24 protein-coding genes and 1 pseudogene are annotated in these 24,981 nt (G+C 47.4%); 7 read left to right on the top strand and 18 right to left on the bottom strand.

The annotated features are described in order from the left end of the window. The 4 genes from ACFQ1C_RS03645 to ACFQ1C_RS03630 all read left to right on the top strand — a co-directional run. The coding region (locus ACFQ1C_RS03645) for a transposase (RefSeq protein ID WP_379557174.1) at positions 1–683 on the top strand (683 nt) is incomplete at its 5' end. Positions 684–1,084: 401 nt separating this feature from the next. Further along, on the top strand, positions 1,085–1,798 hold the full coding sequence (locus ACFQ1C_RS03640; protein WP_379557173.1) for a VIT1/CCC1 transporter family protein: 714 nt from the start codon (positions 1,085–1,087) through the stop codon (positions 1,796–1,798). 115 nt (positions 1,799–1,913) lie between these two features. Then, positions 1,914–2,993: a GTP pyrophosphokinase gene (locus tag ACFQ1C_RS03635; protein WP_379557172.1), complete on the top strand. Its 1,080-nt coding sequence runs from the start codon at positions 1,914–1,916 to the stop codon at positions 2,991–2,993. A gap of 1,052 nt (positions 2,994–4,045) precedes the next feature. Then, positions 4,046–4,909, top strand: a complete 864-nt coding sequence (locus tag ACFQ1C_RS03630; protein WP_379557171.1) for a hypothetical protein — start codon at positions 4,046–4,048, stop codon at positions 4,907–4,909. 679 nt (positions 4,910–5,588) lie between these two features. Here ACFQ1C_RS03630 and tnpC read toward each other — a convergent pair. From tnpC to tnpA, 3 genes are all read right to left on the bottom strand, one after another. Next, the gene (tnpC, locus tag ACFQ1C_RS03625; protein WP_379557170.1) at positions 5,589–7,172 is read right to left on the bottom strand and encodes an IS66 family transposase; all 1,584 of its coding nucleotides are present in this window, start codon (positions 7,170–7,172) and stop codon (positions 5,589–5,591) included. Positions 7,173–7,251: 79 nt separating this feature from the next. After that, the gene (gene tnpB / locus ACFQ1C_RS03620) at positions 7,252–7,608 is read right to left on the bottom strand and encodes an IS66 family insertion sequence element accessory protein TnpB (RefSeq protein ID WP_379557169.1); all 357 of its coding nucleotides are present in this window, start codon (positions 7,606–7,608) and stop codon (positions 7,252–7,254) included. Then, positions 7,605–7,919, bottom strand: coding sequence for an IS66 family insertion sequence element accessory protein TnpA (gene tnpA, locus ACFQ1C_RS03615; RefSeq protein WP_379557168.1), 315 nt, complete (start codon positions 7,917–7,919; stop codon positions 7,605–7,607). Before tnpA ends, tnpB begins: the two co-directional genes overlap by 4 nt. A 77-nt stretch (positions 7,920–7,996) precedes the next feature. Between tnpA and ACFQ1C_RS03610 the strand changes: the two are divergent. After that, positions 7,997–8,995: pseudogene (locus ACFQ1C_RS03610) on the top strand (ISAs1 family transposase); the annotation flags it as partial. Between the two features lie 146 nt (positions 8,996–9,141). Further along, positions 9,142–9,570 carry a LysM peptidoglycan-binding domain-containing protein gene (locus ACFQ1C_RS03605; RefSeq protein ID WP_379557167.1) on the top strand — a complete coding sequence of 143 codons (429 nt, stop codon included), beginning with the start codon at positions 9,142–9,144 and terminating at the stop codon, positions 9,568–9,570. 562 nt (positions 9,571–10,132) lie between these two features. Here ACFQ1C_RS03605 and mazF read toward each other — a convergent pair. Together mazF and ACFQ1C_RS03595 are read right to left on the bottom strand one after the other, a co-directional pair. After that, entirely contained in the window at positions 10,133–10,468 is a 336-nt protein-coding gene (gene mazF, locus ACFQ1C_RS03600) for an endoribonuclease MazF (protein ID WP_379557166.1), read from the bottom strand. Further along, positions 10,465–10,695 (bottom strand): AbrB/MazE/SpoVT family DNA-binding domain-containing protein, encoded by a 231-nt coding sequence (locus ACFQ1C_RS03595; protein ID WP_379557165.1) that lies wholly within the window; start codon positions 10,693–10,695, stop codon positions 10,465–10,467. Before ACFQ1C_RS03595 ends, mazF begins: the two co-directional genes overlap by 4 nt. 429 nt (positions 10,696–11,124) lie before the next feature. Between ACFQ1C_RS03595 and ACFQ1C_RS03590 the strand changes: the two genes are divergently transcribed. Next, the gene (locus ACFQ1C_RS03590) at positions 11,125–11,412 is read left to right on the top strand and encodes an encapsulin-associated ferritin-like protein (protein ID WP_379557164.1); all 288 of its coding nucleotides are present in this window, start codon (positions 11,125–11,127) and stop codon (positions 11,410–11,412) included. 72 nt (positions 11,413–11,484) lie between these two features. On the opposite strand, the gene ACFQ1C_RS03585 is transcribed toward ACFQ1C_RS03590, so the two are convergent. The 13 genes from ACFQ1C_RS03585 to ACFQ1C_RS03525 all read right to left on the bottom strand — a co-directional run bounded on the left by ACFQ1C_RS03585 (position 11,485) and on the right by ACFQ1C_RS03525 (position 24,575). Next, a complete protein-coding gene (locus ACFQ1C_RS03585; protein WP_449290057.1) occupies positions 11,485–12,237 on the bottom strand; it encodes an amino acid ABC transporter ATP-binding protein in 753 nt (250 codons plus the stop codon). Between the two features lie 20 nt (positions 12,238–12,257). Further along, positions 12,258–13,358 carry an amino acid ABC transporter permease gene (locus tag ACFQ1C_RS03580; RefSeq protein WP_379557163.1) on the bottom strand — a complete coding sequence of 367 codons (1,101 nt, stop codon included), beginning with the start codon at positions 13,356–13,358 and terminating at the stop codon, positions 12,258–12,260. A gap of 25 nt (positions 13,359–13,383) precedes the next feature. Beyond that, the gene (locus ACFQ1C_RS03575) at positions 13,384–14,568 is read right to left on the bottom strand and encodes an amino acid ABC transporter permease (RefSeq protein WP_379557162.1); all 1,185 of its coding nucleotides are present in this window, start codon (positions 14,566–14,568) and stop codon (positions 13,384–13,386) included. Positions 14,569–14,684: 116 nt separating this feature from the next. Further along, positions 14,685–15,734, bottom strand: a complete 1,050-nt coding sequence (locus ACFQ1C_RS03570) for an amino acid ABC transporter substrate-binding protein (protein WP_379557161.1) — start codon at positions 15,732–15,734, stop codon at positions 14,685–14,687. A 375-nt stretch (positions 15,735–16,109) separates the two neighbouring features. Further along, positions 16,110–16,892, bottom strand: a complete 783-nt coding sequence (locus tag ACFQ1C_RS03565) for a cyclase family protein (protein WP_379557160.1) — start codon at positions 16,890–16,892, stop codon at positions 16,110–16,112. A 181-nt stretch (positions 16,893–17,073) separates the two neighbouring features. Further along, positions 17,074–18,297 (bottom strand): EAL domain-containing protein, encoded by a 1,224-nt coding sequence (locus ACFQ1C_RS03560; protein ID WP_379557159.1) that lies wholly within the window; start codon positions 18,295–18,297, stop codon positions 17,074–17,076. Between the two features lie 73 nt (positions 18,298–18,370). Continuing rightward, on the bottom strand, positions 18,371–19,024 hold the full coding sequence (locus tag ACFQ1C_RS03555) for an HAD family hydrolase (protein ID WP_379557158.1): 654 nt from the start codon (positions 19,022–19,024) through the stop codon (positions 18,371–18,373). Then, positions 19,024–20,040, bottom strand: coding sequence for an ABC transporter ATP-binding protein (locus tag ACFQ1C_RS03550; protein ID WP_379557157.1), 1,017 nt, complete (start codon positions 20,038–20,040; stop codon positions 19,024–19,026). The genes ACFQ1C_RS03555 and ACFQ1C_RS03550 overlap by 1 nt, the downstream gene beginning before the upstream one ends. Continuing rightward, positions 20,040–20,831, bottom strand: a complete 792-nt coding sequence (locus tag ACFQ1C_RS03545; RefSeq protein ID WP_379557156.1) for an ABC transporter permease — start codon at positions 20,829–20,831, stop codon at positions 20,040–20,042. The genes ACFQ1C_RS03550 and ACFQ1C_RS03545 overlap by 1 nt, the downstream gene beginning before the upstream one ends. Continuing rightward, complete coding sequence (locus ACFQ1C_RS03540; protein WP_379557155.1) at positions 20,824–21,756, bottom strand: ABC transporter permease; 933 nt, start codon at positions 21,754–21,756, stop codon at positions 20,824–20,826. Before ACFQ1C_RS03540 ends, ACFQ1C_RS03545 begins: the two co-directional genes overlap by 8 nt. Further along, positions 21,753–22,559 carry an alkaline phosphatase family protein gene (locus tag ACFQ1C_RS03535; protein ID WP_379557175.1) on the bottom strand — a complete coding sequence of 269 codons (807 nt, stop codon included), beginning with the start codon at positions 22,557–22,559 and terminating at the stop codon, positions 21,753–21,755. The genes ACFQ1C_RS03540 and ACFQ1C_RS03535 overlap by 4 nt, the downstream gene beginning before the upstream one ends. 2 nt (positions 22,560–22,561) lie before the next feature. Beyond that, positions 22,562–23,614: an ABC transporter substrate-binding protein gene (locus tag ACFQ1C_RS03530; protein ID WP_379557154.1), complete on the bottom strand. Its 1,053-nt coding sequence runs from the start codon at positions 23,612–23,614 to the stop codon at positions 22,562–22,564. Between the two features lie 100 nt (positions 23,615–23,714). Continuing rightward, a complete protein-coding gene (locus ACFQ1C_RS03525; RefSeq protein ID WP_379557153.1) occupies positions 23,715–24,575 on the bottom strand; it encodes an SdiA-regulated domain-containing protein in 861 nt (286 codons plus the stop codon). Positions 24,576–24,981: the final 406 nt, after the last annotated feature.

The raw sequence follows: 24,981 nt of genomic DNA, 5'->3' as shown, positions 1-24,981 counted from the left end.
TGTTTGGCGGGACTTGGCTAACCCAACGATTTGCTAACGGTGAAGCCATCGAGCCCCATTTTATGGAGCTGCTCGATGAGAGAATTGCTGAATATCGCAGCCGTTTAATAGATATCAGCTGGTTTATGCGAGCGTTAAACGAGCCTATCGCCCGCTGGGCGAATAAAGAGGACAACTGCACCGGACACTTCTGGGAAGGACGTTTTAAGTCCCAAGCTTTGCTAGATGAGGCGGCGGTACTGGCTTGCATGACCTATGTGGATTTAAACCCCATCCGCGCCAAAATAGCAGACACGCCAGAGCGCTCAGACTTTACCAGTATCCAACGCCGTATTAATGCAGCTAAACAAGGTAAACAACCTAAAGAGTTACTGCCCTTTGTGGGTAACGAGCGTAGCGAACTGCCTAAAGGCTTGGTGTTTGAACTGCAAGATTACCTCATGTTGGTGGATGATACCGGTCGTATACTGCGTGATGATAAGCGCGGTGCGATTCAGGAAAGCACTGCTAAGATACTAGAGCGTTTAAATATCTCACAGGAAACATGGCTGAAAATAACCCAAGAGTTTATGAGTATGTTTAAAGGCCCCGTTGGCTCGCTTCCAGAGCTTACGCATTACAGTGAGAATTTGGGCATGCAACGTGTTGCCCATGCCAGCAGCTGCCAACATTGGGCTAGCTGACGGCTCTGTCAGCTCAATCTTAAGCTCACTTTGTTAGGCTCCTACCTGAAGTCCGCCAATGCTAGCCGATTGCTGCTTATTTCTCGAATAACTCCTCAAAATTAGTACCCATTTTCAGTTCTTCAGCAGCTTGATCCCTTCTCATTACTGAGTAGGCCAATTAATTTATGTTCTTCATATAAAGGGTTACTATTGGGGCTGCTTTAACATGGGTGGCATGTTAGGTTTTTTGGGTGGCATGTTAGGTTTGTTAGGTTTCACAATACGATGAATCAGTCAAAGGTCTCCACACTCGACGAAGAGTAGAAAATGCTGATGAGTGGACCTTCGCTGATTATCTAAGCGTTAGATCTCTCTATGCCTACTTTCGGCATTATTAACGCTCAAATGAGACCATCAATATGAATGAAGAAAAACAAAAAAGAGCACACCCCCGCAGATCGGTAGCTACTCGACTCAACTGGTTGCGCGCCGGCGTTCTCGGTGCCAATGATGGGATTATTTCAACCGCTGGTCTAGTGATCGGAGTTGCGGCTGCATCGGCCGATGCTCAACATATTGCTACTGCTGGTGTGGCAGGCCTTGTCGCTGGTGCCGTTTCGATGGCACTTGGTGAGTACGTATCTGTAAGTACACAGCGAGATACTGAAACAGCGTTGATCGCGAAGAAACAAGATCAGCTGAAAGCATGCCCCAATGAAGCGAGGGATTGGCTTGTTTCGTTTCTTCACGCACGGGGTGTCAGTCAGGCAACATCGAATACGGCTATTTATGAGATGCGTGAAGGTGAAGTGCTACGCGCCCACCTTCTTCATAAGTTCGGTGTTGATGAGAGCGAAATCGCGAATCCCTGGGTTGCTGCCGGATCATCCATGCTCTCATTTTCGCTAGGTGCTGCGCTGCCCTTGGTTGCGATACTGCTACCACCAGCTGATTCGCGTATTTCAGTAGCTTTCCTTTCTGTCCTGATTGGACTTGTCGTGACTGGCTGGCTCAGCGCGTTCCTTGGACAGTCGAGCAAACGCTCAGCCATCATTCGTCTGGTTGTCGGTGGTGCAATCGCAATGACTGTAACCTATGGAATCGGTCAGTTTCTTGGTACGAGCGTTACTTAGAATGAGGTCTAACAAGTACATCTTGAGCGACATTTTGGTCTTCGCTTGAAAAGACCAAGCAACAACCAAAATGCGCCAAATGTAGGCGTTAGCTTAACTCTAGAGTAAGTGTAATATGATTGAGAAGTCTGCAGTAAGATCATATAGATTAATTAGACCAGATTACGTGAATTTAACTGATAAAGTAAAAGTTTTACTTAGCGAACTACTTAGGATAAATGGAATAAAGTTTCATTTGATAGATGGAAGAACTAAAACGATAGAGAGTTTCCAAGAGAAAATTAGAAAGCCTAATAAATTTTACGAAAACCCATTGAAACAGTTAACAGATTTATCAGGCGTTCGAGTAATTGTATATTATCATGACGATGTAGAAAAAGTTGCTAATGTATTAGTAAAAGAATTTCAGGTTGTAGAAAAAGAAGTGTCACACCAAGCTAGCGAGTATAATCCAGAACAGTTTGGTTATATATCGTTACATTACATTGTAAAGATTGGTCTAGATAGAGCAGAGCTTTCTGAGTGGAAAATGTATGAAAGTTTATTGGTTGAAGTTCAAATAAGAACAGTATTACAGCATAGCTGGACGTCAATATCTCACGCACTTCAATATAAAAATGAAGTAGACGTACCTAAATCCTTAAGAAGAAAATTAAATCGTTTAGCTGGACTGTTTGAGCTGGCCGATGAACAGTTTATTGACATTAGGCACGAGTCCGAAGACGCGAGACAGGAAGCAAGTGCACAAATTCTCGCCGGCAACAACCATATTCCAATTGATCCAATTTCATTAAGAGAATTTATTAATAGTTGGGGGGCACTGGAGGGAATTGTTGACTTCATGTTGTCAGTTGAATTTTCTTTTGAAGATCCGCCTCATGCTCCTCATCGGGATGAGCACTATGAAGAACAAGATTATCTTGGTTTTATTTCGGAGCATTGTCATAGGGTTGGACTATTAACAATCGAAGATCTTGAGAAAGCACTATCTTTTAATCCAAAGAATTACCTTAAAAATCTATTTGAAAATAATAATAGTGACTGGTATGTATCAGAAGGTTTTGTTCTCTACTTGATAATAATTAGAGCTAAGATAACTGACTTCTGTGTGGATGATTTACTATCTTCTGGCTGGGGGGGAAGTACGGCTAAAAAAGTTATTGAGATAGCTAAATCAGACGCTAAAATAAGCTAACAAAGTATTTAAGAGTGATTATCAACGGTTGGTGTTTTAAATTAAAGGTTAGGTTTCGTGTTTATGGCGTAATCATTTAGGCTTGGTGATAGCGTTGCTCATACCTTAATGCAGCGTTAGCTTGACACAGAGTAAATCGGTAGTCTCATACAAAATTTAAATAATAAGAGTTAAATTATGAAGAAAGAATCGAGAACTAGTTTTGTTAATCGGGTTATGGGACTTTCATTTGGTTCTACTCAGGGTAAATATTCATATTGCAATGATCAGTCTAAGTAGGTTCTTTTTAGTTTAAACTCGTCTAACGGAGAGGGTAGTGATTTAATACTTAGCCCTAAGTGGTCAAAAAAAGGCTATGCGCACTCACTTAAACATATAGATAAAATTTTAAATGATGGTTATGAACTTCTAATTTTTAAAACTAAAACACGTAGAAATAATAATGATGAAACTGTTGCCGATGGGTTTGAGCCATTGTTGGAAAAGAGATCATTAGTTGTTGATGGTGACGAATTTAGAGCTGTGCCTATAGAAATTTTGGCAAGTGAACACTCTAACAGGCCACCCATGTTAACTGGTTAGTTTTTGAGCTGATATCTACACTTAAAGAGTTCGCGTTTGGACTTTTTGAGGAGGCACTCATGCCTAAGCCCCGTTTTACCCAAGTGAGCTTGGCAGATACGCCTTTTTACCATTGCATCAGTCGTACGGTAAGAAGGGCGTTTCTGTGTGGAACTGATCATGGCTCTTGTTTCATAAATATGTGGCCAATCTTTTGAGCATCGCCGTGGCTGGATAGAGCAACGCTTACTATTATTAGCGCAGGTATTCTCCATTGATATTGCCGCTTATGCGGTGATGTCTAATCACCTGCATCTGGTGTTGAAAATAGATGCGGAAACGGTAGAAGCCTGGTCCGGCATGAAGGCAGCTTTAACATGGGTGGCATGTTAGGTTTTGTTTTTAGCTTTCCTCCCTTAGTAAGGCGTTATGTTTCTGCGACGCAAAAGAAGTCAGTGGTGAAATGAGATTATATATTTACAGGCGAAGTGATGAATATTATTCAAACCGATAGTGGAATGACAGATGAACAAAGATCAAAGATCATCTTTGCAGGTGACTTGATTGTTTTTCAACAACTTCCAGCAATGTTGGAATTATGCCAATACACCGATCAACTATTATCAGAATCCTTGAGTGGCCTGTATCCAGAGCAAGCTCAGTACCATTTAAGTGAGCAGGATTATCGAAGATTTGTTGCCGATACACAGAAAAGAATTCAAGCTGACGATAAAGCTAAGTCGATATTTTTTCATGCGCTGCAGGAAGCAGGTTTAGCGCTAGATTTGACCTATTATGATTACTTTGCTATGCGAGTAGTATCGGCCGAAAAGTCCTTTACGGAGGGTCTGCGTACCGTAGTTGGGCATCATCGTGATACATGGGGAAGCAATATACAAGCGCAGACCAATTGGTGGGCACCTATTTATAAGATAGAAGAAGAACGGAGTATTGCCTTTTACCCTTACCACTGGGATCATCCAACCATTAACGATACCTCTGAGTGGAGCTTTCAAAAATATCTTGCTGCGCGCCGCGAAACGCCTGAAGGTGTCGCGGTAAGCTACTCTCCTACACCTCAGTTATTGCGGACAGTGGATGAAAGCAAGGCGGTAAAAATAGTGATTGAGCCAGGTGATATTCTATGTTTTTCCAGTGCTCATTTACATGCTAGTGTGCCCAACGCGACCAAGTTAGCACGTTTTAGCGTTGAAATGCGCACCCTTAATCTAAAAGATTTGAAAGCTGGCCGTGGCGCACCAAATGTCGATAATGCTGGAGGTAAACCGCGCTACGAGTGGTATCGACACGGAGTTGATCAGTCATCATTGAGTATGGCGATGGAGAGAGTATGAGCCGTTGGCGAGTACTCCAAGAAAATCAGTAAAAACTACCTAACAGGCCACCCATGTTAACTGGTTTTAAATTCTTGCCTGCTCATTTGGATTATTGGGTTGAGTACTCAAACTACTAACACATAAAAATCTAACAATTGCATGGGAATGGACAGTTTTTGTGCTATGGCCTTCGGCTTTCGCTCCAAAATCGCCACTCATGCAAGGCGTTAGAGTTCTATCTGGATAATAATATGTATTCGATTAAAGATTTTGAAGAGCATAAAATTGAGCATGCTCGAATTGCAGAGCTGTGGAGTAAGCATTATTCGCCGAAGGGAACCAACCCTTACAGTCAGGGCGAGATCTCACATATTTCATAAGGTTTAATCGGTGGATATTCATACAACCTTAGAAACTCATGATTATTTTTTAATCATCGGTAGCGTTGTACTGTAACGTATTGAACTATTTTTATTTTCAGTGATCAGACCATTACTACTTCTCCAAACAGAACTGTTTTATGACCCTCTTTGAACGCCTTAGCTGCATTCCAGATCCACGCACTGACATTAATATTAAGCACGACTTAGTTGATGTCGTATTTATGGTCTTTTCCGCCGTACTCAGTGTAAGCGTCACTGGAACCACACCTAACAAGCCACATTAACCGATGTTAACGTGGCGTCTTAGGGATGAGTTATAAGCGGATAGCCCAGGGCAACAGGTGGTCGACGGACTCGCCATCGATGAGATGAGGTAATTGTTCAAACAGTGCCGTGAGATAAACACCCGGCGGTACGTCATTGGCTTTGGCGGTTTCAATCAGGCTGTACAGCATGGCACTGGCTTGGGCACCGCTGCGGCTATTCGAGAACAACCAGTTCTTTCTGCCAATCACGAACGGCTTGATGGCCCGCTCGGCACGGTTGTTATCAATCGCTGCTGCGCCATGTTCAAGATACACCTGTAGCTTGTCCCATTGATTCAAGGTGTAGCCGATGGCTTTACCAATGGCATTTTTGGGCGGCACTTGGTGCAGCGCTTTATCTAGCCACGCTTTAAGTTGTTCCATGATCGGAGCCGACTGGGCTTGGCGAGCAGCGCGCTTGTCCTCTATCGACAGCTGACGAATGGACTTCTCGATACCATACAGCTTTTGTATCAGATTCAGCGCCTGGTCGGCCCGACCGGTTTTGCCCTTGGGTTGCACGGCTTTGGCTTCGATAAACTTCCGACGCGCATGCGCCCAGCAACCAGCTAACAGAGCGTCAGTACCGTGATAACCCGCGTAGCCGTCGACGTGCAATAAGCCGTGATAACCCGCTAAAAAGGTATTGGGATGTATGCCGCCACGGCCATCTTGATAGTCGTACAGCACGATATTGGGCGGTGACGCCGTATTATTCGGTAAGCTCTCTGGTTTATCGCCGCCACAGCCATACACCCACATCGTGCATTGCACCTTATCAACGTCGATGACCTTGACTGACGTATCGTCAGACCACAATACCGGCCGCTCTAGCATCAAGGCGTGCATCCGCTGATAAAGCGGTGTTAACTGGGTGCTGACCTTTAATAGCCATCGACTCATGGTTTGGCGATGCAGCTCAATGCCGAAGCTTTTGAATAACGCTTCTTGCCGATACAGCGGTAGCCCAAACTGATATTTAGCGGTAATGATTTGCGACAGCAAAGTCGGGGTGGCGATGCTTTTCGGTAGCATGCAGGCCGGAGAAGGCGCTATTTTAATCGTGGTACGCGTGGCCTGTTGTTCGCAGCAACGGCAGCTGTATTTCGGTCGGATATGGCGAATGACTTTAACGGTAGCGGGGATAAACTCCAGCTTCTCGCTGACTTCTTCACCCATCTGATGCAAGTCATGGCCGCAGTCATCACAGACCTTATCTGCATCTGCAATATCGTGCACCACGTCTTCACGCGGCAGCTCAGCCGCCAAGCTAGGGCGACGAGACTTCTTGCGGGTGTAGGTAATGGTTTCATCGGTGGCGACTTCTTCGGCGCTGGGCGTCAGGCTGTCTTCAGCCTCGTTAAACAACTCGCCTTGCCCGGGGTGACCTTCACTGCTCGCCGCAAAGCGTTTTCTCAGCGCCAATTGCCATTGCTCAATTGATTGGTGATAGAGCTGCTGAAATCGTTTCGCTTCTTGCTGATGATGTAAGCTCTCTCGCTGCGTTTTTTGCAGCAAGGTTTGCATCTCAAGTAGCTGCTGTTTCAAGCTCTCGACATCATCAGGAATGGCGGTGGCACGGGTTTTTTTCATGGTGCTTATTTTACTATAAACCCGTCGCGAACGCCTTAATATATCAGGCTTTTTTAGGCGTAAATGGCATAGATAATCCTCAATAAACAGCAGTAAATTGCAGCGGTTGATGGCCGGTCATTTTCTGAATGTCGAGGCCTTCCAGCAACCAATGCCACTGGCGTTCTGATAGCGTCAGCACCTCTCCTGATATCTTCTTCGGCCACTTAAATTTGTCTTTCTCCAGCCGTTTGTACCACAGGCAGAAACCGGTCTGGTCCCAATACAGCACCTTGATTTTGTCCCGCTGTCGATTGCAGAACACAAACAACGCGCCGCTGAACGAAGATAGCTGCATGTGCTCTTCCACGATAACACTGAGCCCGTTAATGCTTTTCCTGAAATCCACCGGCTGTTTATGCAAATAAATGGCGGGCGGCTCAACAAACATCTTCATGCCGACAGCGCCTTTATCAAACCGGCCAACCAGCGCGGCTCTACCGAGAGCGGCAATGCCAGTTCAGTTTGCTGATAACGTAGCGTGAGTGCCGGGCTTACCGAGTTAGGAGATAGAAAAGTATAGGCAGCTTGGGGCTTTACCTCAGCGAAAGCGGGCTCATCAAGATTGCGCAGTGCACGACGGCGCTGAGTAAAATAGGCAGAACTAACGTTCTGCTCAGCACAAAAATCGGCTTGGCTTTGTCCACTCTTCTCGAAGGCGTTAATTAGCTCAAGCCACTGCGCCTCGCTACGATGTTTACGACTCATAGATCACCTCGTTCATTAAAACGGATAATCTACGGTATTAAAAATGGCCTAAACAGGTGTGGATGCAGTGACGCTTACTACTCAGTGGCGCAACCGGCTGGAAGTCCATTCAAGACTTCGGAGAGAGCCAAATTGATTGGTTAAGGCAATATCGGCAGTTCGAGAGCGGTATCCCCAAACGGCATTGTATTGCTAATATAATCAGAACATTAGAAAGTGACGCTCTACTAGATGCCTTATTTGATTGGTTGAATGTTGAGCGAACTCGCTCAGAGAAATCAGTGCTAGCGATTGATGGCAAAACCCTTCGTGGAACCAAGTCAGATGACAATAAAAGCGTGCTTCACGTCGTCAACGCTTATGATGTAGAAAGCGGTTTAATGCTGTATCAGCAATCAGATAGAAGCAAAGGTAAAGAAGTTGGCTTAGCCCGTGATGTGCTCGATGCCTTAATACTGAATAACGCGATTGTGACACTTGATTCGTTACATTGTTTAGCCTCAACCATGGCGCTAATCATTAAGAAAAAAGGCGATTTCACTATTCAATTGAAAAAGAATCAGCCTAAGCTTTATGAGCATGTAACCGCAGCTTTTGCTGCGGTGTATGACGACCCTGAAAGTATGGCTGAATGTATTCAGCACAACACCGGACACGGACGTAAAGAATGGCGTAATATCATGCAGATAGAGGCTAATTTACCCCCTGAGCTAAAAGAAAAATGGCCCCATATTAAAACGTTTATTGAAGTGGTGAGTGAGCGCACTAGCAAAGGGAAAGGAACAAGGGATTCACGTTGGTATGCCAGCTCATTAGAGCTCGACGTTGAACTTGCCGCGCGTTCAGTAAGGGAGCATTGGCAAGTCGAAAACCAACTTCACTGGGTGCTTGATGTCGTTTCTAGAGAAGATGAGTTAAAGGTACAAGATCCAGATGGCGCATCACACTTGGCGACATTTAACCGCGCGGCGCTCAATGTGATTAAGCAGCATCAGGGTGCAAAAGACAGCTTGGCGGCTAAACGTAGAAGGTCAGGCTGGTTAGGTGAATATCGCTCAAATATTATTTTTGGTTAAAATATTAACAAAGTTAAATCCCGCACTGGGTGGCATGTTAAGTTGCATGTTAGGTTTGTGCATTTATCTGGTGTAAAATACTTTCAACGTTTGAACAAAAGCAACAAACGAATTTAAAGCAATAAATTTAATCAAGGGTAAATAAAATGAAAAACGTAAAATTAACTTTGGTAACAGCTCTTTCGGTTTTGGCTTTAACTTTTGCAGGCGTGGCATCAGCGGATAACAACAGCGGATCTAATAACCATAAACAACAAAATAAAGTTACTTATACCAAGAAGGTAAATAAAAACGTTAGTAAGAATAATACGAAAACAGTAGTTGTTACTAAGAACGTTAAGAGTACTAACAAGAAAATTGTTGTTAAAAGTACCCCAACCAAGAAGGTTGTCGTTACAAAGATAGTGGTAAAACAGCCTACTAAGACTAAACAACAATTTTATACTGTTCGTTCTGGTGATAATTTGTCACTTATTTCTGCAAGAACTGGAGTTAGTGTGAAGATGCTTGCAAAATTGAATCAGCTTAAGCATCTAAACAACATACGTATTGGACAGATATTGAGAATTCTATAATTTTAACTCAGCATTTATTTATAGATTTTTAAAAGACACCCCACCTTTTGGGGGTGTTTTGTATTCGCTAGATAGGTTGGTCTAACGATAAGCAGCCCAACTTTTTCATATCTAAAACAATCTATTGGGCTTCGTGCCTCAGCTCAACCTACAGAATGATTGATGAAAAACAGCCCAGCCGAACGAAGTGAGACAACGAAGGAGCAATGCGACGCCGACCCGAAGGGTGAGTTTGAAAAACTCATAAAAAGTAGGGGGGGTCATTTATGATCAGTATCTTTGGTCCTGAGTATGCTAATGGTGCTTTTGTAGCAGGATTACACTGTCCAAGACAGAGGTAAAATTCATGTAAATATCAACGCTCAGTCAGAGTTCGAGGACTTCGGTATAAAAAGAGTTGCTAGTGAAGCTCAGTTATATTTTATTACTGAAACAGCTCTACTAGATAATTTTATAACTGAGTTAAAATCATTAAACAATGGCATCTCTGAAATGTGCCTAACAAGTTGCTTCATCGGAAAAACTACTCGCTCACGCTCGCATTTTCCCGCTGAGCAAGGCGTTATATGTTTAAAATGGTCGATACTAAAATTTTCACTTCCGATAAGCATTGGGCATTTACTTTATCTACTTTGCGCAGTTTTCTTGCAGACCAATCCAGAGCTTTAAGTTGATCGGTAAGAACGACTCCTTCTGTTTTTTTGGTTCCTTGAATTTTCACTTCGAAAGGGTACCCTTTCTCTTGATTTGTAACAGGGCAAAGCCAAGCAAAGCCGGTGACTTTGTTGAACTGAAAAGAGCTTAATACTAGAGCGGGACGCTTACCAGCCTGCTCATGACCAGCTTGGGGATCAAAGTCTACAATTACAATATCTCCCACATTTGGTGCGTTGCTCATAGAAGTTCACGTCCAACTTGGTCGGTGAATATTTCCTGATGGCGGTTTTGTGAGGTAACTTGAGCCAGCAAGTCCTCTAGCGAGGGTTTGCAAGGTTCAATGACAACAGAATTACCTCTTTGAACGATATTCACTTTGTCTCCGATGTTCAAAGATAGTGCGTCTAGTATGTTCTTAGGTAGTCTAAGAGCTGCGCTATTGCCCCACTTTGCAATTGATGTAGTCATAGGTGACCTCGATTAAGTTTACCGGATTAAGTATATACATTGTAGCTACGATAAGAGCGCTGTCAATGGGCAACACTAACAGACCACCCATGTTAGCTGGTTAGTTTTTGGCCTTATATCTACACTTAAAGAGTTCGCGTTTGGACTTTTTGAGGAGGCACTCATGCCTAAGCCCCGTTTTACCCAAGTGAGCCTAGATGATACGCCTTTTACCATTGCATCAGTCGTACGGTAAGAAGGGCATTTTTATGTGGAGCAGATCCGTACACTGGTCAATGCTTTAGCTAAGTCAAAGCCCTGCCAGCAAGCGGGGCTTTATCTTATTTTCTAAAAATATGACCAAATATTCTGCAAAAATATCAGCATCAACCACACTTACCCATTATCTCTGATGTTGATGTCATATTACTAAACGTAAGGAGCTTGGCTATGTCTAACGAAGGTTATCATGAACCCATAAATGAATTGAGCGATGAGACTCGCGATATGCACAGGGCTATTACTTCCCTGATGGAGGAGTTGGAAGCGGTAGATTGGTATAATCAGCGGGTAGATGCGTGCCGTGATCCTGAGCTTAAAGCGATTTTGATCCATAATCGGGATGAAGAAAAAGAGCACGCAGCCATGGTATTAGAGTGGATACGCCGCCGCGACACCGTGTTGGATAAAGAGCTCAAAGATTATTTATTCACTAAAGGCGATATTTGTGATCACTGATTAAAAGCCAGTGAAAGGGGACTGGGGAGCAGGGATTAAAATTCCCCAATCCCCAATCCCCAATCCCCAATTTTAATGCCCCAATATTTGGCTTAAAAATAACTTAGTCCGTTCTGACTCTGGGTGATGGAAGAAGGTTTCGGGGTCGTTTTCTTCAATAATTTGCCCCTCATCCATAAAGATAACGCGGTCGGCCACGGTGCGGGCAAAGCCCATTTCGTGGGTCACACACAACATGGTCATGCCTTCTTCTGCCAGTTCAATCATTACGTCTAGTACTTCTTTTATCATCTCGGGGTCCAGTGCCGAGGTGGGTTCGTCAAACAGCATAATTTCGGGGTTCATACACAGGCTGCGGGCAATAGCTACGCGCTGCTGTTGGCCTCCGGATAGCTGGCCGGGATATTTTTTAGCCTGCTCTTGGATCTTAACTCGGGTCAGCAGTGCCATCGCCACTTCTTCGGCTTCTTTTTTCGGCGTTTTACGTACCCAAATTTGTGCCAAAGTGCAGTTCTCTAGCACGGTGAGGTGCGGAAACAAGTTAAAGTGCTGAAATACCATGCCCACTTCGCGGCGAATGGTTTCAATGTGTTTCACATCGTTGGTCAGCGGGGTGTCCTTAACGATGATATCGCCTTTTTGGTGCTCTTCTAGCCGGTTGATGCAGCGAATTAAGGTCGACTTACCTGAGCCTGAAGGGCCACAAATGACGATGCGCTCGCCTTTAGTGACCGTTAAATCTATATCGCGCAACACATGAAAGTCGCCATACCACTTATTGACGCCGCGTAGCGTTACCATGGCTTCCTTGTTATTTGTATCCATTATCTCACTCCCATGGATGGCTAACCGATGCGGTGGCCGGTGTTAAGTTTTCGTTCTAAATGTTGGCTGTACTTCGACATGGCAAAACAAAATACCCAATAGACCAATGCGGCAAACACATAGCCCTCGGTGGCAAAGCCGAGCCACTTGGCATCGGCGAGCCCCGATTGCACAATGGCCAGCAAATCGAATAGGCCGATAATTAGCACCAAGCTGGTGTCTTTAAATAGGGCGATAAAGGTGTTTACTATGCCGGGGATCATCATCTTGAGAGCCTGGGGCAGTACGATGAGCAACATGGTTTTACTGTAATTGAGTCCCAGCGCTTCGGCGGCTTCGCTTTGGCCTTTGGGTATGGCTTGCAAGCCGCCGCGCACCACTTCGGCAATATAGGCGGACTGAAAGAAAACAATCCCGATCATGGCACGGATCAGCTTATCGAGCGTGAGTTCTTCAGGCACAAATAAGGGCAGCATCACCGACGACATAAACAGCACCGTAATCAAGGGCACCCCACGCCAAAACTCAATAAACACCACCGATAGACTGCGCACTATTGGCATGCTGGATTGCCTGCCTAATGCCAGCAAAGTACCTATCGGTAAGGCGGCAAAAATACCCACAATAGCGATAATGAGCGTTAAGGTTAGCCCGCCCCATTTATGGGTGGGCACCTCGGTTAAGCCAAACCAGCCACCATATAACAAGCCATAGGCAATAATGGGAAACACCAACACCATAAAAGGCGCTATCCACATTTTGGCGGGCAGGCGCGGTAAGGCTAACCACAACAACTGCAACACAAATAAAACAAAGGTTAGATTAATACGCCAAATTTCATCCGCAGGATAAAACCCATAGGTAAACTGCTGCAATCGGTTGCTGATAAATACCCAGCAAGCGCCGCCACTCACGCAGGCCTCTCGGCTGTTACCTAACCAGTCTGCGTTAATAATGGCCCAATTAATGATGGGTACTAGCAACAGATATAAAACATAGATACCGATTAAGGTAAAAATACTGCTAAACAGGCCCGAAAATAAATTAGCCCGCAGCCAGCCAAGGATCCCTCTGCTGGCGGCGGGAGCTGCCTGTTGTGGAGTAAGGGTATTTTTATACATATTAGTGCTCCACTTATCGCTCAACTTATCGTTCGACCAAGGCCATACGGCGGTTAAACCAGTTCATAAAGAAGGACACCGTGAGGCTGATGACTAAATAAACCAACATCGTAATAGTGATCACTTCTATTGCCTGACCGGTCTGGTTGAGTGTGGTACCCGCAAACACCGACACTAAATCGGGATAACCAATCGCGGTGGCTAACGATGAGTTTTTGGTTAGATTAAGAAATTGGCTGGTGAGCGGTGGAATAATGACCCGCATTGCTTGTGGGATGACCACCAAGCGCAGCGTTAGGCTATTTTTTATGCCCAGCGCATGTGCGGCCTCGGTTTGGCCGTGCGCCACAGCCTGAATTCCCGAACGGACAATCTCGGCAATAAAGGCGGCGGTATAAATAGTCAGCGATAGCCACAGCGCCAAAAACTCAGGAATAATGGTAATGCCGCCCCTAAAGTTAAAACCTTTTAACTCGGGAAAGCCCCATTCCATCGGTGAGCCTAGTAATACAAACGTCAGTATAGGCAGCGCCAGAATAAGCCCCAGTGACAGCCATCCCGCGGCAAAGCGCTTACCGGTCGCTTCTTGACGGCGCTTGTTCAGTCGAACAAGCCAAATAGACAGGGCAATGGCTGCTAGCAGTGCTATGCCAACCCAGTAAAATCCGGAGCCTGGTAAGGGTTCAGGTAAATACAGGCCGCGCACGTTAAGAAAGGCGCTATCGCCGATATTGACGCTATTGCGTGGGCTAGGCAGGGTGCGAAGTACCGCGAAATACCAAAAGAACATTTGTAGCAGCAGTGGAATATTACGAAATAATTCAACATAGGCCGAAGCCAAACGGGCAATTAACCAGTTAGACGAGAGACGGGATACCCCGATAATAAACCCCAAAATAGTGGCACCAATAATGCCCAAAAAGGACACTAGCAGCGTATTCAGTAGTCCCACCACAAAGGTGCGACCATAGGAATCTACTTCGCTATAGGGGATCAGCGATTGCGCAATAGCAAAGCCGGCTGGATCGTCCAAAAAGCCAAAGCCGGTGGTAATACCGCGAGTTTCAAGGTTGGAAAAGGTATTGCTGATCATAAACCACAGCGTAATCACCACAACACCCAACAGCAGCAGCTGAAATAGCAGTGCGCGTTTAGACGGATCACGCCAAAATTTAGTCTCAGAATTTGAGTTCTTGATCGGTAAGGACATAAGCCCAGCCCCCCGAAAGAGTAATAAAGGGGCCGCATCCAATGCGGCCCAAGGTTAGAGCCAATATGCTAGCTATTTATCCCATGCACAGGGAAAGTTAAGTCGCCAGCCGCCCATTAGCGAACCGGCGGCGCATACTGTAAACCACCATCTGTCCATAACGCATTGAGCCCGCGGTCTATTTTCAGCGGTGAGCTTTGACCGACGTTAGCTTCAAAAATTTCTCCGTAGTTACCCACTTGTTTGATAATGCGATAAGCCCAGTCTGCAGGAAGCCCCATGCCTTTACCAAAATCGGCATCTTCACCTAAGAAACGGCGCATATCTGGATTAGTACTGCCCTTCATGGAGTCCACATTTTCCTTGGTGACACCCATTTCTTCGGCGTTCAGCATGGCAAAGTGAGTCCATTTCACGATGTTAAACCACTGATCATCGCCTTGGCGTACCGACGGACCTAACGGCTCTTTTGAGATAACTTCGGGCAGCGCAACGGCGCCTTCAGGATCGGACATTTTGGTACGCAAAGCATAAAGTTGAGATAAATCGGAGGTGAGTACATCACAGCGGCCTGCTTCTAAGCCCTGTACGGTTTGGTCGGAGGTGTCAAATACCACGGCGGTATAATTGATATTATTTTTGCGGAAGTAATCGGCTACGTTCAGCTCAGTAGTGGTACCCGATTGAATACAAATAGCCGCGCCATCTAAGTCTTTAGCACTGGCCACCCCTAAGGCTTTTTTCACTAAAAATCCCTGACCGTCGTAATAGTTGACGCCAGTGAAGTTCACCCCCAGTTCGGTATCTCGGCTTGATGTCCAGGTGGTATTACGAGAGAGCACATCTATTTCACCAGACTGCAGTGCCGTTAAACGCTCTTTGGCATTTAATGGAATGTATTGCACTTTGCTAGGATCGTTAAAAATGGCTGCGGCGACTCCGCGACATAAGTCCACATCTAGTCCTTGCCACACTCCCTTGTCATTCGGGTTAGAAAAACCGGCTAAGCCAGAGTTAACACCACATTTTAACTCGCCTCTTTCTTTTACCGTATCCAGCGTTGCGGCCTGTGCTTGAGCGAGTCCTACGGTTAACGTGGCTGCCACCAACAGTGTACTTTTCCCCATTGTGACGATTTTATTACCGACTGCTTCTTTTTTGACCATGGTTCATATCCTTTTGAATTAACGTGGTTCATTCACAGTTTTCTTGACCGGCATAAAATTTGCTGCCCCTTAGAGTATTAGCACAAAAACAATTTTTGGCTGAAATTAAGTTCATTTTTAGAGATATAGTGACTTAAAGGCACGCTTGGAGAGTTAAGGAGAGTTAAGGAGAGTTAAGGGGATAGTGGCGATGCGGATATTTTCTTTGTATAGCTGACCTGACCAATGCAAACAGTGCACTGGTCAGATGCTAGATAGACGGATACCTTTCTTGCAACGTAAGTAATACCGCTTAACAGGTGTGGTTCTGACGAGAAAGAAAAGCTAGCCTTAGTGTCCAGATAAGTTATGCGTGATTACTTATGCACTGGGTGGCTATTTGATGTGGGCGACTATGCGCAGTGGGCCTCCTGAACCTCCTTCGATCTTCATGGGTAAGGCGATGATCGTACTGCCGGTAGCGGGCAGGGCACTCATGTCGGCAACGTTCTCGAAGGCCGGAATATTGTGGGTCATCAATTCTACATGGGTGGCAAAGTCGCTGGACTGGCCATAATCGATTGACGGAGTATCAATACCGACCGCATTTATGCCGCGTGCAACCAGCAAACTGGCCCCTTCCTTTGAAAGACCGGGAAAGTGCAGCTTGGCTACTGCTGCTTCTCCTCGTTCAGCAGTGCCCATATACTGCTCTCGGTCGTTATACAGTTCTGCGCGGCCGGTCATTAGCAGAACAATGGCACCTTTTGGCAGGGCTCCATGATCCTTCTCAAATGCTTCTATATCTGCCGCCGTCACCAGATAATCTACGTTCTCTGCCGACTGCTTAGAGACATCAATAACGAATCCGGGCCCCACTAGCTGTTCGACCGGTAATTGATCAGCGGTATGGCCGCCTTCGGCAAAATGAATCGGTGAATCCAGATGGGTTCCGCCGTGTTCCGCAGCCGAAAAATTATAAGCCGAATAGTAGTAACCGCCATCGGTGTGGCCGGCAAAGACCTCAGTTTGCTTGAACATGTCAGCCGTTGGCCAATAGACAGAGTTCTCATTAAAGGCATGAGTCAAGTCAATCCATTTGCCGTGCGACAGGTCCTGAGCGGGAGCAGACAGTGACAACAGCAAGCTTGAAATTACAATACCTGAACGAATAATCATAAGACTCTCCAATACAATATAATGTTGGAAATGTAACGTGGGAATCGTCTTATCAGGCAGCTGTCACTCCCAGATTAAACAATCACCTGAACAACATTCGTAGGATGGGATAGCTACTTAGTCTTGCATTTTTATAACGTGAGCTATCTACTCCTTGCGGCTTAAAAGCATAGTTGAATTCTTATCCGATAGCCTGTTTCCCGTGTGTATGCTGCAAACGTTGTTCGGTGATATTACGCAATAATCCATGAATAGATGCGAGGCCGTCATAGTGTCCTTGGCGAGTGATAATAAAATGGGACAAGGAGTCAGCGTCATCGGTGTCGTCCAGTGTAATTAGACTACTGGCATTTTCTAGCGAGGTTTGCCAGTCCATCACCACGGGCGTATCCATGGCATGACGGACACTTTTATTGGCGTAGAGTGAGCGGACATAAGCATCTGAAAATAACTCCATCACTTTTACTCGTCGTAACATGCCAACCGGAGTCTGCTGCGCTAACACCGGCAGCGATTGTAGTCGTTCGTTTTTCAATAACATATCAAACACTTGCTGTAGCGTATCCTCGATATCGACCGTGACACCTGCGTGAGCCAGTGCCGCCACATTTTCCGGTTGTTGTATGGCGAGGGGAGGTGACTGTTTGGTATCTAGGCGGGGGGCTTGCAACAGAGGCATGGGCTTGGGGCGACCCAAATAATAGCCTTGGCACAAATAAACACCCATTTGCTGCAGTTGTTGTAGCTCGGCCTCGGTTTCAATGCCCTCGGCAATTACCTGAGACTGCAACCCGCGCGCCAAGGTCACAATGCTTTGTACAAACTCGCGCTTGATTGGGTTTTGATGCAGCTCTTGAATAAAGTAGCGGTCTATTTTCACATAGTCGGGTTTTACTTCTGACCATAGCTTGAGGCCGGAATAACCAGTACCTAAATCGTCAATCGCAATCAAAAACCCTAGGCTGCGATAATGCTCGACGGCAATTTTTAGCCCTGCAGGATCCAAAATAGGGTATTGCTCTGATAATTCAATGACGATGTTATTGGCGGGAATGCCCAGAGTTTGTGCCATACGCTGGGTGCAGCCTTTGGGGTGCTGCTTATCGAGCAACAGATTAGGGTCTACATTAATAAATAGCAGTCCCGACATCTGTAACTGACAATATGCCTGCATGGCAAGTTGACGACAGCTTAGATCCAGCTCCGAGAGTAGGCCTGCTTGCTTGGCTTCATCAAACAGCGCAACAGGAAACTCCAACGGATGGGCAGCGGGGCCTCGGATCAGAGACTCGTGTCCTAGTAAACGGTGCTGGTGGGTATCAACAATGGGCTGAAATACCGGCTGTAAGCGCTGCTGGTCTAGCAAGGTAATAAGAGAGTCATGTACCGAAGAAGATGTTGTCATTAGAACACCATGTTGCAATTATAGTGTTCAGTGTATGACCTCTTCATGAACAAAATATGACATTAGCCTGCTATTAGTGTTGCCAATCAAACAGCTCCCAGCCTCGCTGTTGGGCAATTAACCGTAAATGTGAGTCACCGTTAACCACGGCTGCTTGATCGGCGTACTGCAACAAAGGTAAATCATTGAGGGAGTCGCTATAAGCATAACTTAAGGAAGGGGTTAGCTGCTGCTCTTGTAGCCAGTCTTGCAGACGAGTGAGCTTGCCTTCTTGATAGCTGTATACGCCTCGGGTACGGCCGCTATAACTCCCTTCACAGCACTCCAGCATAATGCCAATGGCATGCTCAACGCCCAGTGCGCGGGCAATAGGTTTGACCAGATGTTCGCCGGTGGCGGAGATAATCACCACGCGGTGGCCCTGTGCCTGATGCCAATTCAGCCGCGCCCGCGCCTCGGGATACACGATGGGCAATATGTCTTGCAGCACAAACTCGTCTACCAGCGGGGTGAGGTCTTGTGGTTGCCAATGTCGAATGGGTGCCAGGGTTAGTGTCATATAGGCGCTCATGTCCATCCGGCCCTGATAATAGGCACTCATTAGGTTTTTTTCTTGTACCAGAATATCGGCGTGGGCTAGCTTACGGCGCACCATAAACTCTAACCATAAACTGGCAGAGTCACCGGCAATCAGGGTTTCATCTAAGTCAAAAATAGCCAGTTTCATCACGCTACCTCCTTTAGTTCGTTGCGGTTGAACAGCAGTTCTAGCGGGCTACCAATCGCTAATAGCGCATCAGCTCCTCGGTTCAGTCTATCTACGGTCAACAGGCAACCTGCGGCCTCGATACGGTAGCGGATAACATTGCCTAACAGTTGATGACCCGTCACTTTGGCCGGTACTGGTGCCGTCATGGCCGGACCATAATCACGACCCAGCTCACGAATATAGATGGACTCGGGGCGTACGGCCAGCTTGCCGCGAATGCTCAGCCCGAGCAGCACATGAGCTTGTGCGGGACACAGCAAGTTATAATTGCCGATAAAACCCGCCACAAAATCGTTGGCGGGGCGCGTGTAGACGGCTTCGGCCGTGCCGGCCTGCACTATTTTCCCTTGATTCATCACAAATACCCGATCCGATAGGGTGAGCGCTTCTTCTTGGTCGTGGGTGACAAACACAGTAGTCAGATTAAGCTGTTGTTGTATGGTGCGGATTTGTTCGCGCAGATGTTTACGAATCGGGGCATCGAGGGCTGACAAAGGCTCGTCCAGCAGCAGAATGCGCGGCCGTACTACCAATGCTCGGGCTAAGGCGACGCGCTGGCGCTGGCCACCGGAGAGTTTGGCGGGATGGTAATGCGCGCGGCCGTCCAGGCCGACCAGCTCAATTACTTCGGCCACGCGACGTGCGATATCGGGTTTGCTTATTCGCTGCATAGTCAGACCAAAGGCAATGTTGTCGGCCACGGTCAGGTTAGGAAACAGCGCATAGCTTTGAAAGACCATGCCGATGCCGCGTTTCTGCGGCTTGAGCCAGGTAATATCTTCACCTGCGACGCGTATCTGTCCGCTGTCTGGCGTGGTTAGCCCCGCAATACTGCGTAGCAGCGTCGACTTACCGCAGCCCGAAGGGCCGAGCAGAGTAACAAACTCCCCTTTACTGATATCGAAACTGATGCCTTTGAACACGGGAGTGTCGGTAAACGATTTGGTCAGGTTGGCAACTTCTAGGTAGTGCATTAGCGGCTCCGAGTTTGCAGGCGCAAGGCGAACCAGGTCGCGACGCCGATAAAGAGAAAATAAGACATCACCATGGCGCTGGTAAAATGGCCACTGTTGGTGCGTTGGCTATACAGATAGACCTGCAGCGTTTCAAAACGGGTGCCGACCAGCATATTGGCGAATACAAACTCGCCGAATAAGAACGAGAAAGACAAAAATAGCGCGGCCAGCAGGCCATTGCGGATGTTCGGCAATACCACTCGCAGAAAAGCCAACACCGTGCTGGCGCCCAGCAGATGTGCCGCATCAATCAAGTCCGACAATGGAATGGCGTCCAGGTTATTGGCCAGTGCTCGGTACATAAAGGGCAGGCTGATAGTGAAATAGCAGAAAATCAAAATCCACGGTCCGCCAATCAGTGGCAACGGGCCCCCCGCATATAGCTGTAATAGGCCGACTGATGACACTACAGGCGGCACCGCAAAAGGCAGCAATATCAGCAGGTTCATCAGACTCTTCAATCGCGGAAAGTAATAGAACACCACAAACAGCGTCGGTAATATCAGTAGCAAGCTGAGCAGCAAGGCGGCCAAACACACCAGCAGTGAGCGGGCAAAGGCGGCCAAAAATCGGCTGTCGGACCACAGTGTGATATACCAGTCGAACGTAAAGCCGCGCGGTAAAATATGCGCGCCCCATTGTGCGGACAAGGAGTAAACCAAGGTTGTTATAATGGGAGCGACTAGCAAAATCAGCAGTCCGTTGACCGTTAATCGGGCCAGCAGCGGGGCCTTGAGTGATTTATTCATAACGACTCCGGCTAATAATCCACTGATTGACCGCGGTCACCAGCAGCAAGATGATCATCAGTAATAGCGACAGGGCGGCGGCCAGCTGCGGCTCAAGAAAAATATCACCGGCGACCAAGGCGGAAATCTGGATGGTGACCAAGTTATAGTTGCTGGTCATCAGCGCAAAAGTACTGGCATAGGCCCCCAGCGCATTGGCCAGCAATATGATAAAGGTGCCCAACAAGGCCGGTGTTAGCACGGGTAATACTACCCGTAACCAATATTGCCACGGGCGAGCGCCGAGCAGCGCGGCGGCGTCTCGCCAGTCTTCTTGCAGACCGTCGAACGCGGGGTAGAGCAATAAAATGGCTAACGGGATTTGAAAATAGGTATAAAGAACAATGAGTCCGCTGCGAGAATATAAATTAAAGCTCTCGACGATACCGGCTTCTTGCAGCAATAAGGTTAAGGCGCCGTTCATGCCCAGTAACACGATAAAGGCAAACGCCAGCGGCACCCCAGAAAAGTTGCTGGCCATGGTGGTGAAGGCCACCACCATATCTTGTAACTTGCCAGGTACTTGGCGCAGTGCCGCGGTTCCCGCCAATGCAATCAATAAGCCCAGCAGGCTGGACCATAGCGCCAAGTCGATGCTGTTAGTAAACGACTGCAGATAAAAGGGCGAGTCGATGATTTCTTGAAAATTGGCCAAGCTCCAGTGGCCATCCACCTGAAAGGCATTGACCATGACCCAGATCATCGGTGCCAGTTGAAATAGGCCAAACAGTAATGCAAACGGCAGCAGCCACAATAAGGGCAGGCCGCGCCGCCAAGTTGCAGGTTTAGCCGCCACAGACGACGCGTTATTACGATGATGACGGGGCGCTTGCGCTTGGGAAAGGCTGGAGTCTGGGGGGAAGTTGACGGTTAGTGGTTCACTCATTTCAATAACTCGCTGCACATGGGTTTGTCGTGGGGTACCCCCAGCAAGCTGGCGATAGTGCCACACAGCTCAATTTGTTGTGGGCGGGCATGACGGTTATGGCTGAAGGCGGCTCCTGCTACCAACAGCGGTATATCGCGCTCTTCTGGCAAGATGCCGCTATGGCTGTGATCTCGGTTCATGCCGTGATCGCTGGTGATCAGCACTTGATAGCCTTCATCTAACCAACGCGGCAGATAGTTGGCCAATAGCAGATCGAAACGCCGGGCACTGTTGCGGTATTGTCGCGAGTCTAGGCCGAACTTATGGCCGGCGTCGTCGGTGTTCATGGGATGGATCAGCAAAAAATCCGGATCGAATCGGGTTCTCAGGATCTCGGCGTCTTGTAGTAGGTGACAGTCTGGGTAATGGTCCTGAGAATAAAACAGGCCATACTGAATAGGTAATGTCGAGTCGTGAGTGAAACGATCCCGTACCGGCTGATAGGGCGCGCGATTATACAGTTCGCTAACCCAGTGATAAGCCGCCGCCGCCGTGGTTAACTCCGCCGAACGCGCCAGAGAAAACAGGCTCTGCTGAGTGCTAAGGCGAACCATATCATTATTCAATATTCCGCTGTCCACCGGCCGAGTACCGGTGAGAATGCATTCATAAAGGGGGCGGGATACCGCCGGTAGCTCACATTGCATTTTATAGCTGGTAAGCTGCTCTGCTTCGTTTAGACCCTGCAAGTAGCCCATACATTGTTGGGCTACTTCATAGGCCAGTCCGTCTATTACGACCAGTATGACCTTGCTCATTATGCTTATCTCTGTTGATGAATGAGTACGGCCGACTGCCATTGGCGAGATAAGGTGCGGGTGCTTTTCTCCCAGGCTTTATGGTCGGAAATAGGACGCGCCACGGTATACATCTCTTGGGGTAGCAGTTTGTCCTGCACATCAGCAGGCAGGGTGACATTGTCGCGAATGGGACGGGCATAGCCGCGCGCCAGATTGATTTGTCCTGCATCACTTAAAATATATTCTCGAGCCAGCTTGGCGGCGTTCGGGTTTTTAGCATATTTATTGATAATGGTGGCGTAGCCAGAAATCAGCGAGCCGTCACTGGGGATCACCACCGTAAAGCGGTCACGATTAATTTGGTCACGATAATTAAGGGCGTTAAAATCCCACAAGATGGCCATTTCCACTTCCCCTTTCTCTAGATTGGCAATATTGGGGTCTATGGGAGACAGGCGGCCTTGTTTGGCCAATTCGGCAAATAAATTCAGTGCCGGCTTGATATTGGACTCATCGCCTCCTTGCGCAAACGCGGCGGCTAATATGGCGCTGTTGGCTTGTGCGGCCACGCCTACATCACCCACGGTTACCTGATAGTCACCGTCTAGCAAGTCTTGCCAAGAGGTGGGGGCTTTGTGTATCAGTTCGTTATTAACGATAAAGGCGATAGTACCGGTGTAGCCCAGCATCCAGTGGCCGTCTTGGTCTTTGGCCCAGTCGGGGATCTGTTCCCAGGTGGTGGGTTTGTAGGCTTGGGTGACGCCTTGGCGCACGGCGATAGGGCCAAAAGCGGCACCTACGTCGCCAATGTCGGCGGTAGCATGGTCCTTTTCTGCGGCAAACTTGGCAATTTCCTGAGCCGAGCTCATGTCGGTATCTTGATGCTCAAGGCCGTATTGTTCGCTTAAATCTTGCCAAGTGTCTTTCCAATTCGCCCAGCTATCAGGCATGCCGACACTGTATATTTTGCCCTCAGTTCGCGCTTTTTGTTCTAGCTCTGCGATGTCGGCGGCAAGCACAGCCGACGTGCTTAGGCTTAGGGTCAATAGGCTGGATATTCTCAGTATGCTGTTCATCGATTTCAATCCTCAGGAGTAAGCTAAGTTCGAAGCCGATGCTAAATGAGGCAGATGACAGTTTGGTGGGTTTTTTATTGCAGTTTTATGCCAGCGCTATTTAAGGTGAGTGTGCCAATAAGGCTGCCAGCGACACACGACTACGAAACAGATTAGTGTTGTGTCCTTCGCGGGTCACATAGATAAGTCGGTCTTGGCCTAAAGCAATGCCTTCAAACTGACCACGTTCACTTAATCTAAATCGCAGGCCTTGGCGCTCAAGCACACGACCCTCTTGCACCGGGTACAGCCAAATCCAGGCAGTACGGTGCCACCAATTTCGGCTGTAGCCGAGTAGCAGTAGGGTGTTGGTTTTGGTATCAAAGTCGGCTCCTGTCACCAGCATTTGGGTATTCAGCTGTTGGTGAGCTTGCAGAGGGCGCGGTTTGCCAATGGTCGGTACGGTGTAAATGGCGGTTTGCTGATCGAGCCAGCGCTTAGTAAACAGCCATAAGTCATCTTCCACCCAAGTAAGCGCTTCGGCATCAAAGTTATGCTGATAGGGTGCGGGTTGAAAATGGGTTTGTTCGGCATAGGCGACCGGCAGTGACGGATGCACTTGTACCTTATTTTGCTCTAGAGTCAGCGGTAATATGGAGAGTTCAGGTCGTCGACCATTGTTGTTGCCGATATCGGCAACATACAGCGTATTCCCCTGCACGGCGATGTCTTCCCAATCGTGATTGCCGGCGGCAACGGGCAGGCGGGCGATGAGATCGCCGTTGGCGGTAAGCATAAACAGCTCGGCGTCATTGCCGCTGTCGTTATGGGTGATAAATCCTTGTTGCCAGCGTATCAGCCCCGAGGTTTCCGATAGTCGAGTATCAAAAGTCGCTACCGTATCCAGCACCAATGACTGTTCCTGCGCCGTGGCACAGCCACCAAGAACGAATATCCAATACAGCGAAACAAGAATGCGCATCCTGATGAACCTGAAGAAAGTGAGTCTTTGTTATAACGTTTTTAATAACATAATCACATCGACTTGATGAAGGATATTTAAGTAATGCCGCTTAACAGGTGTGGTTCTGCCGTCATTCCCGAAGGAACGTCATCCTCGTGTAGGCGGGGACGGGAATCCAGGACTTGTGGCGCAGAACAATCAACCAGCGGACCGCCTGCAAAGAGACTGGACCCCCGCCTTCGCGAGGGTGACGATAAAGATAAGTTAGCCCCTGAATCCACATCAGTTATGCGTGATTACTTAGCTCGTTGTAACTGATGTGGAAACATAGAACAGGCTTACTACAGCTTCTTAAAAGCGGTGGTTTTCAACCCAGTTGTCCAAATAACACTATCTAAGCGGCCATTTTATTCCGCTCAACCTC

Origin of the sequence: Oceanisphaera ostreae (assembly GCF_042676125.1) — a bacterium.
GTDB lineage: Bacteria > Pseudomonadota > Gammaproteobacteria > Enterobacterales > Aeromonadaceae > Oceanimonas > Oceanimonas ostreae.
This window is presented reverse-complemented; position numbering and strand designations above follow the sequence as displayed.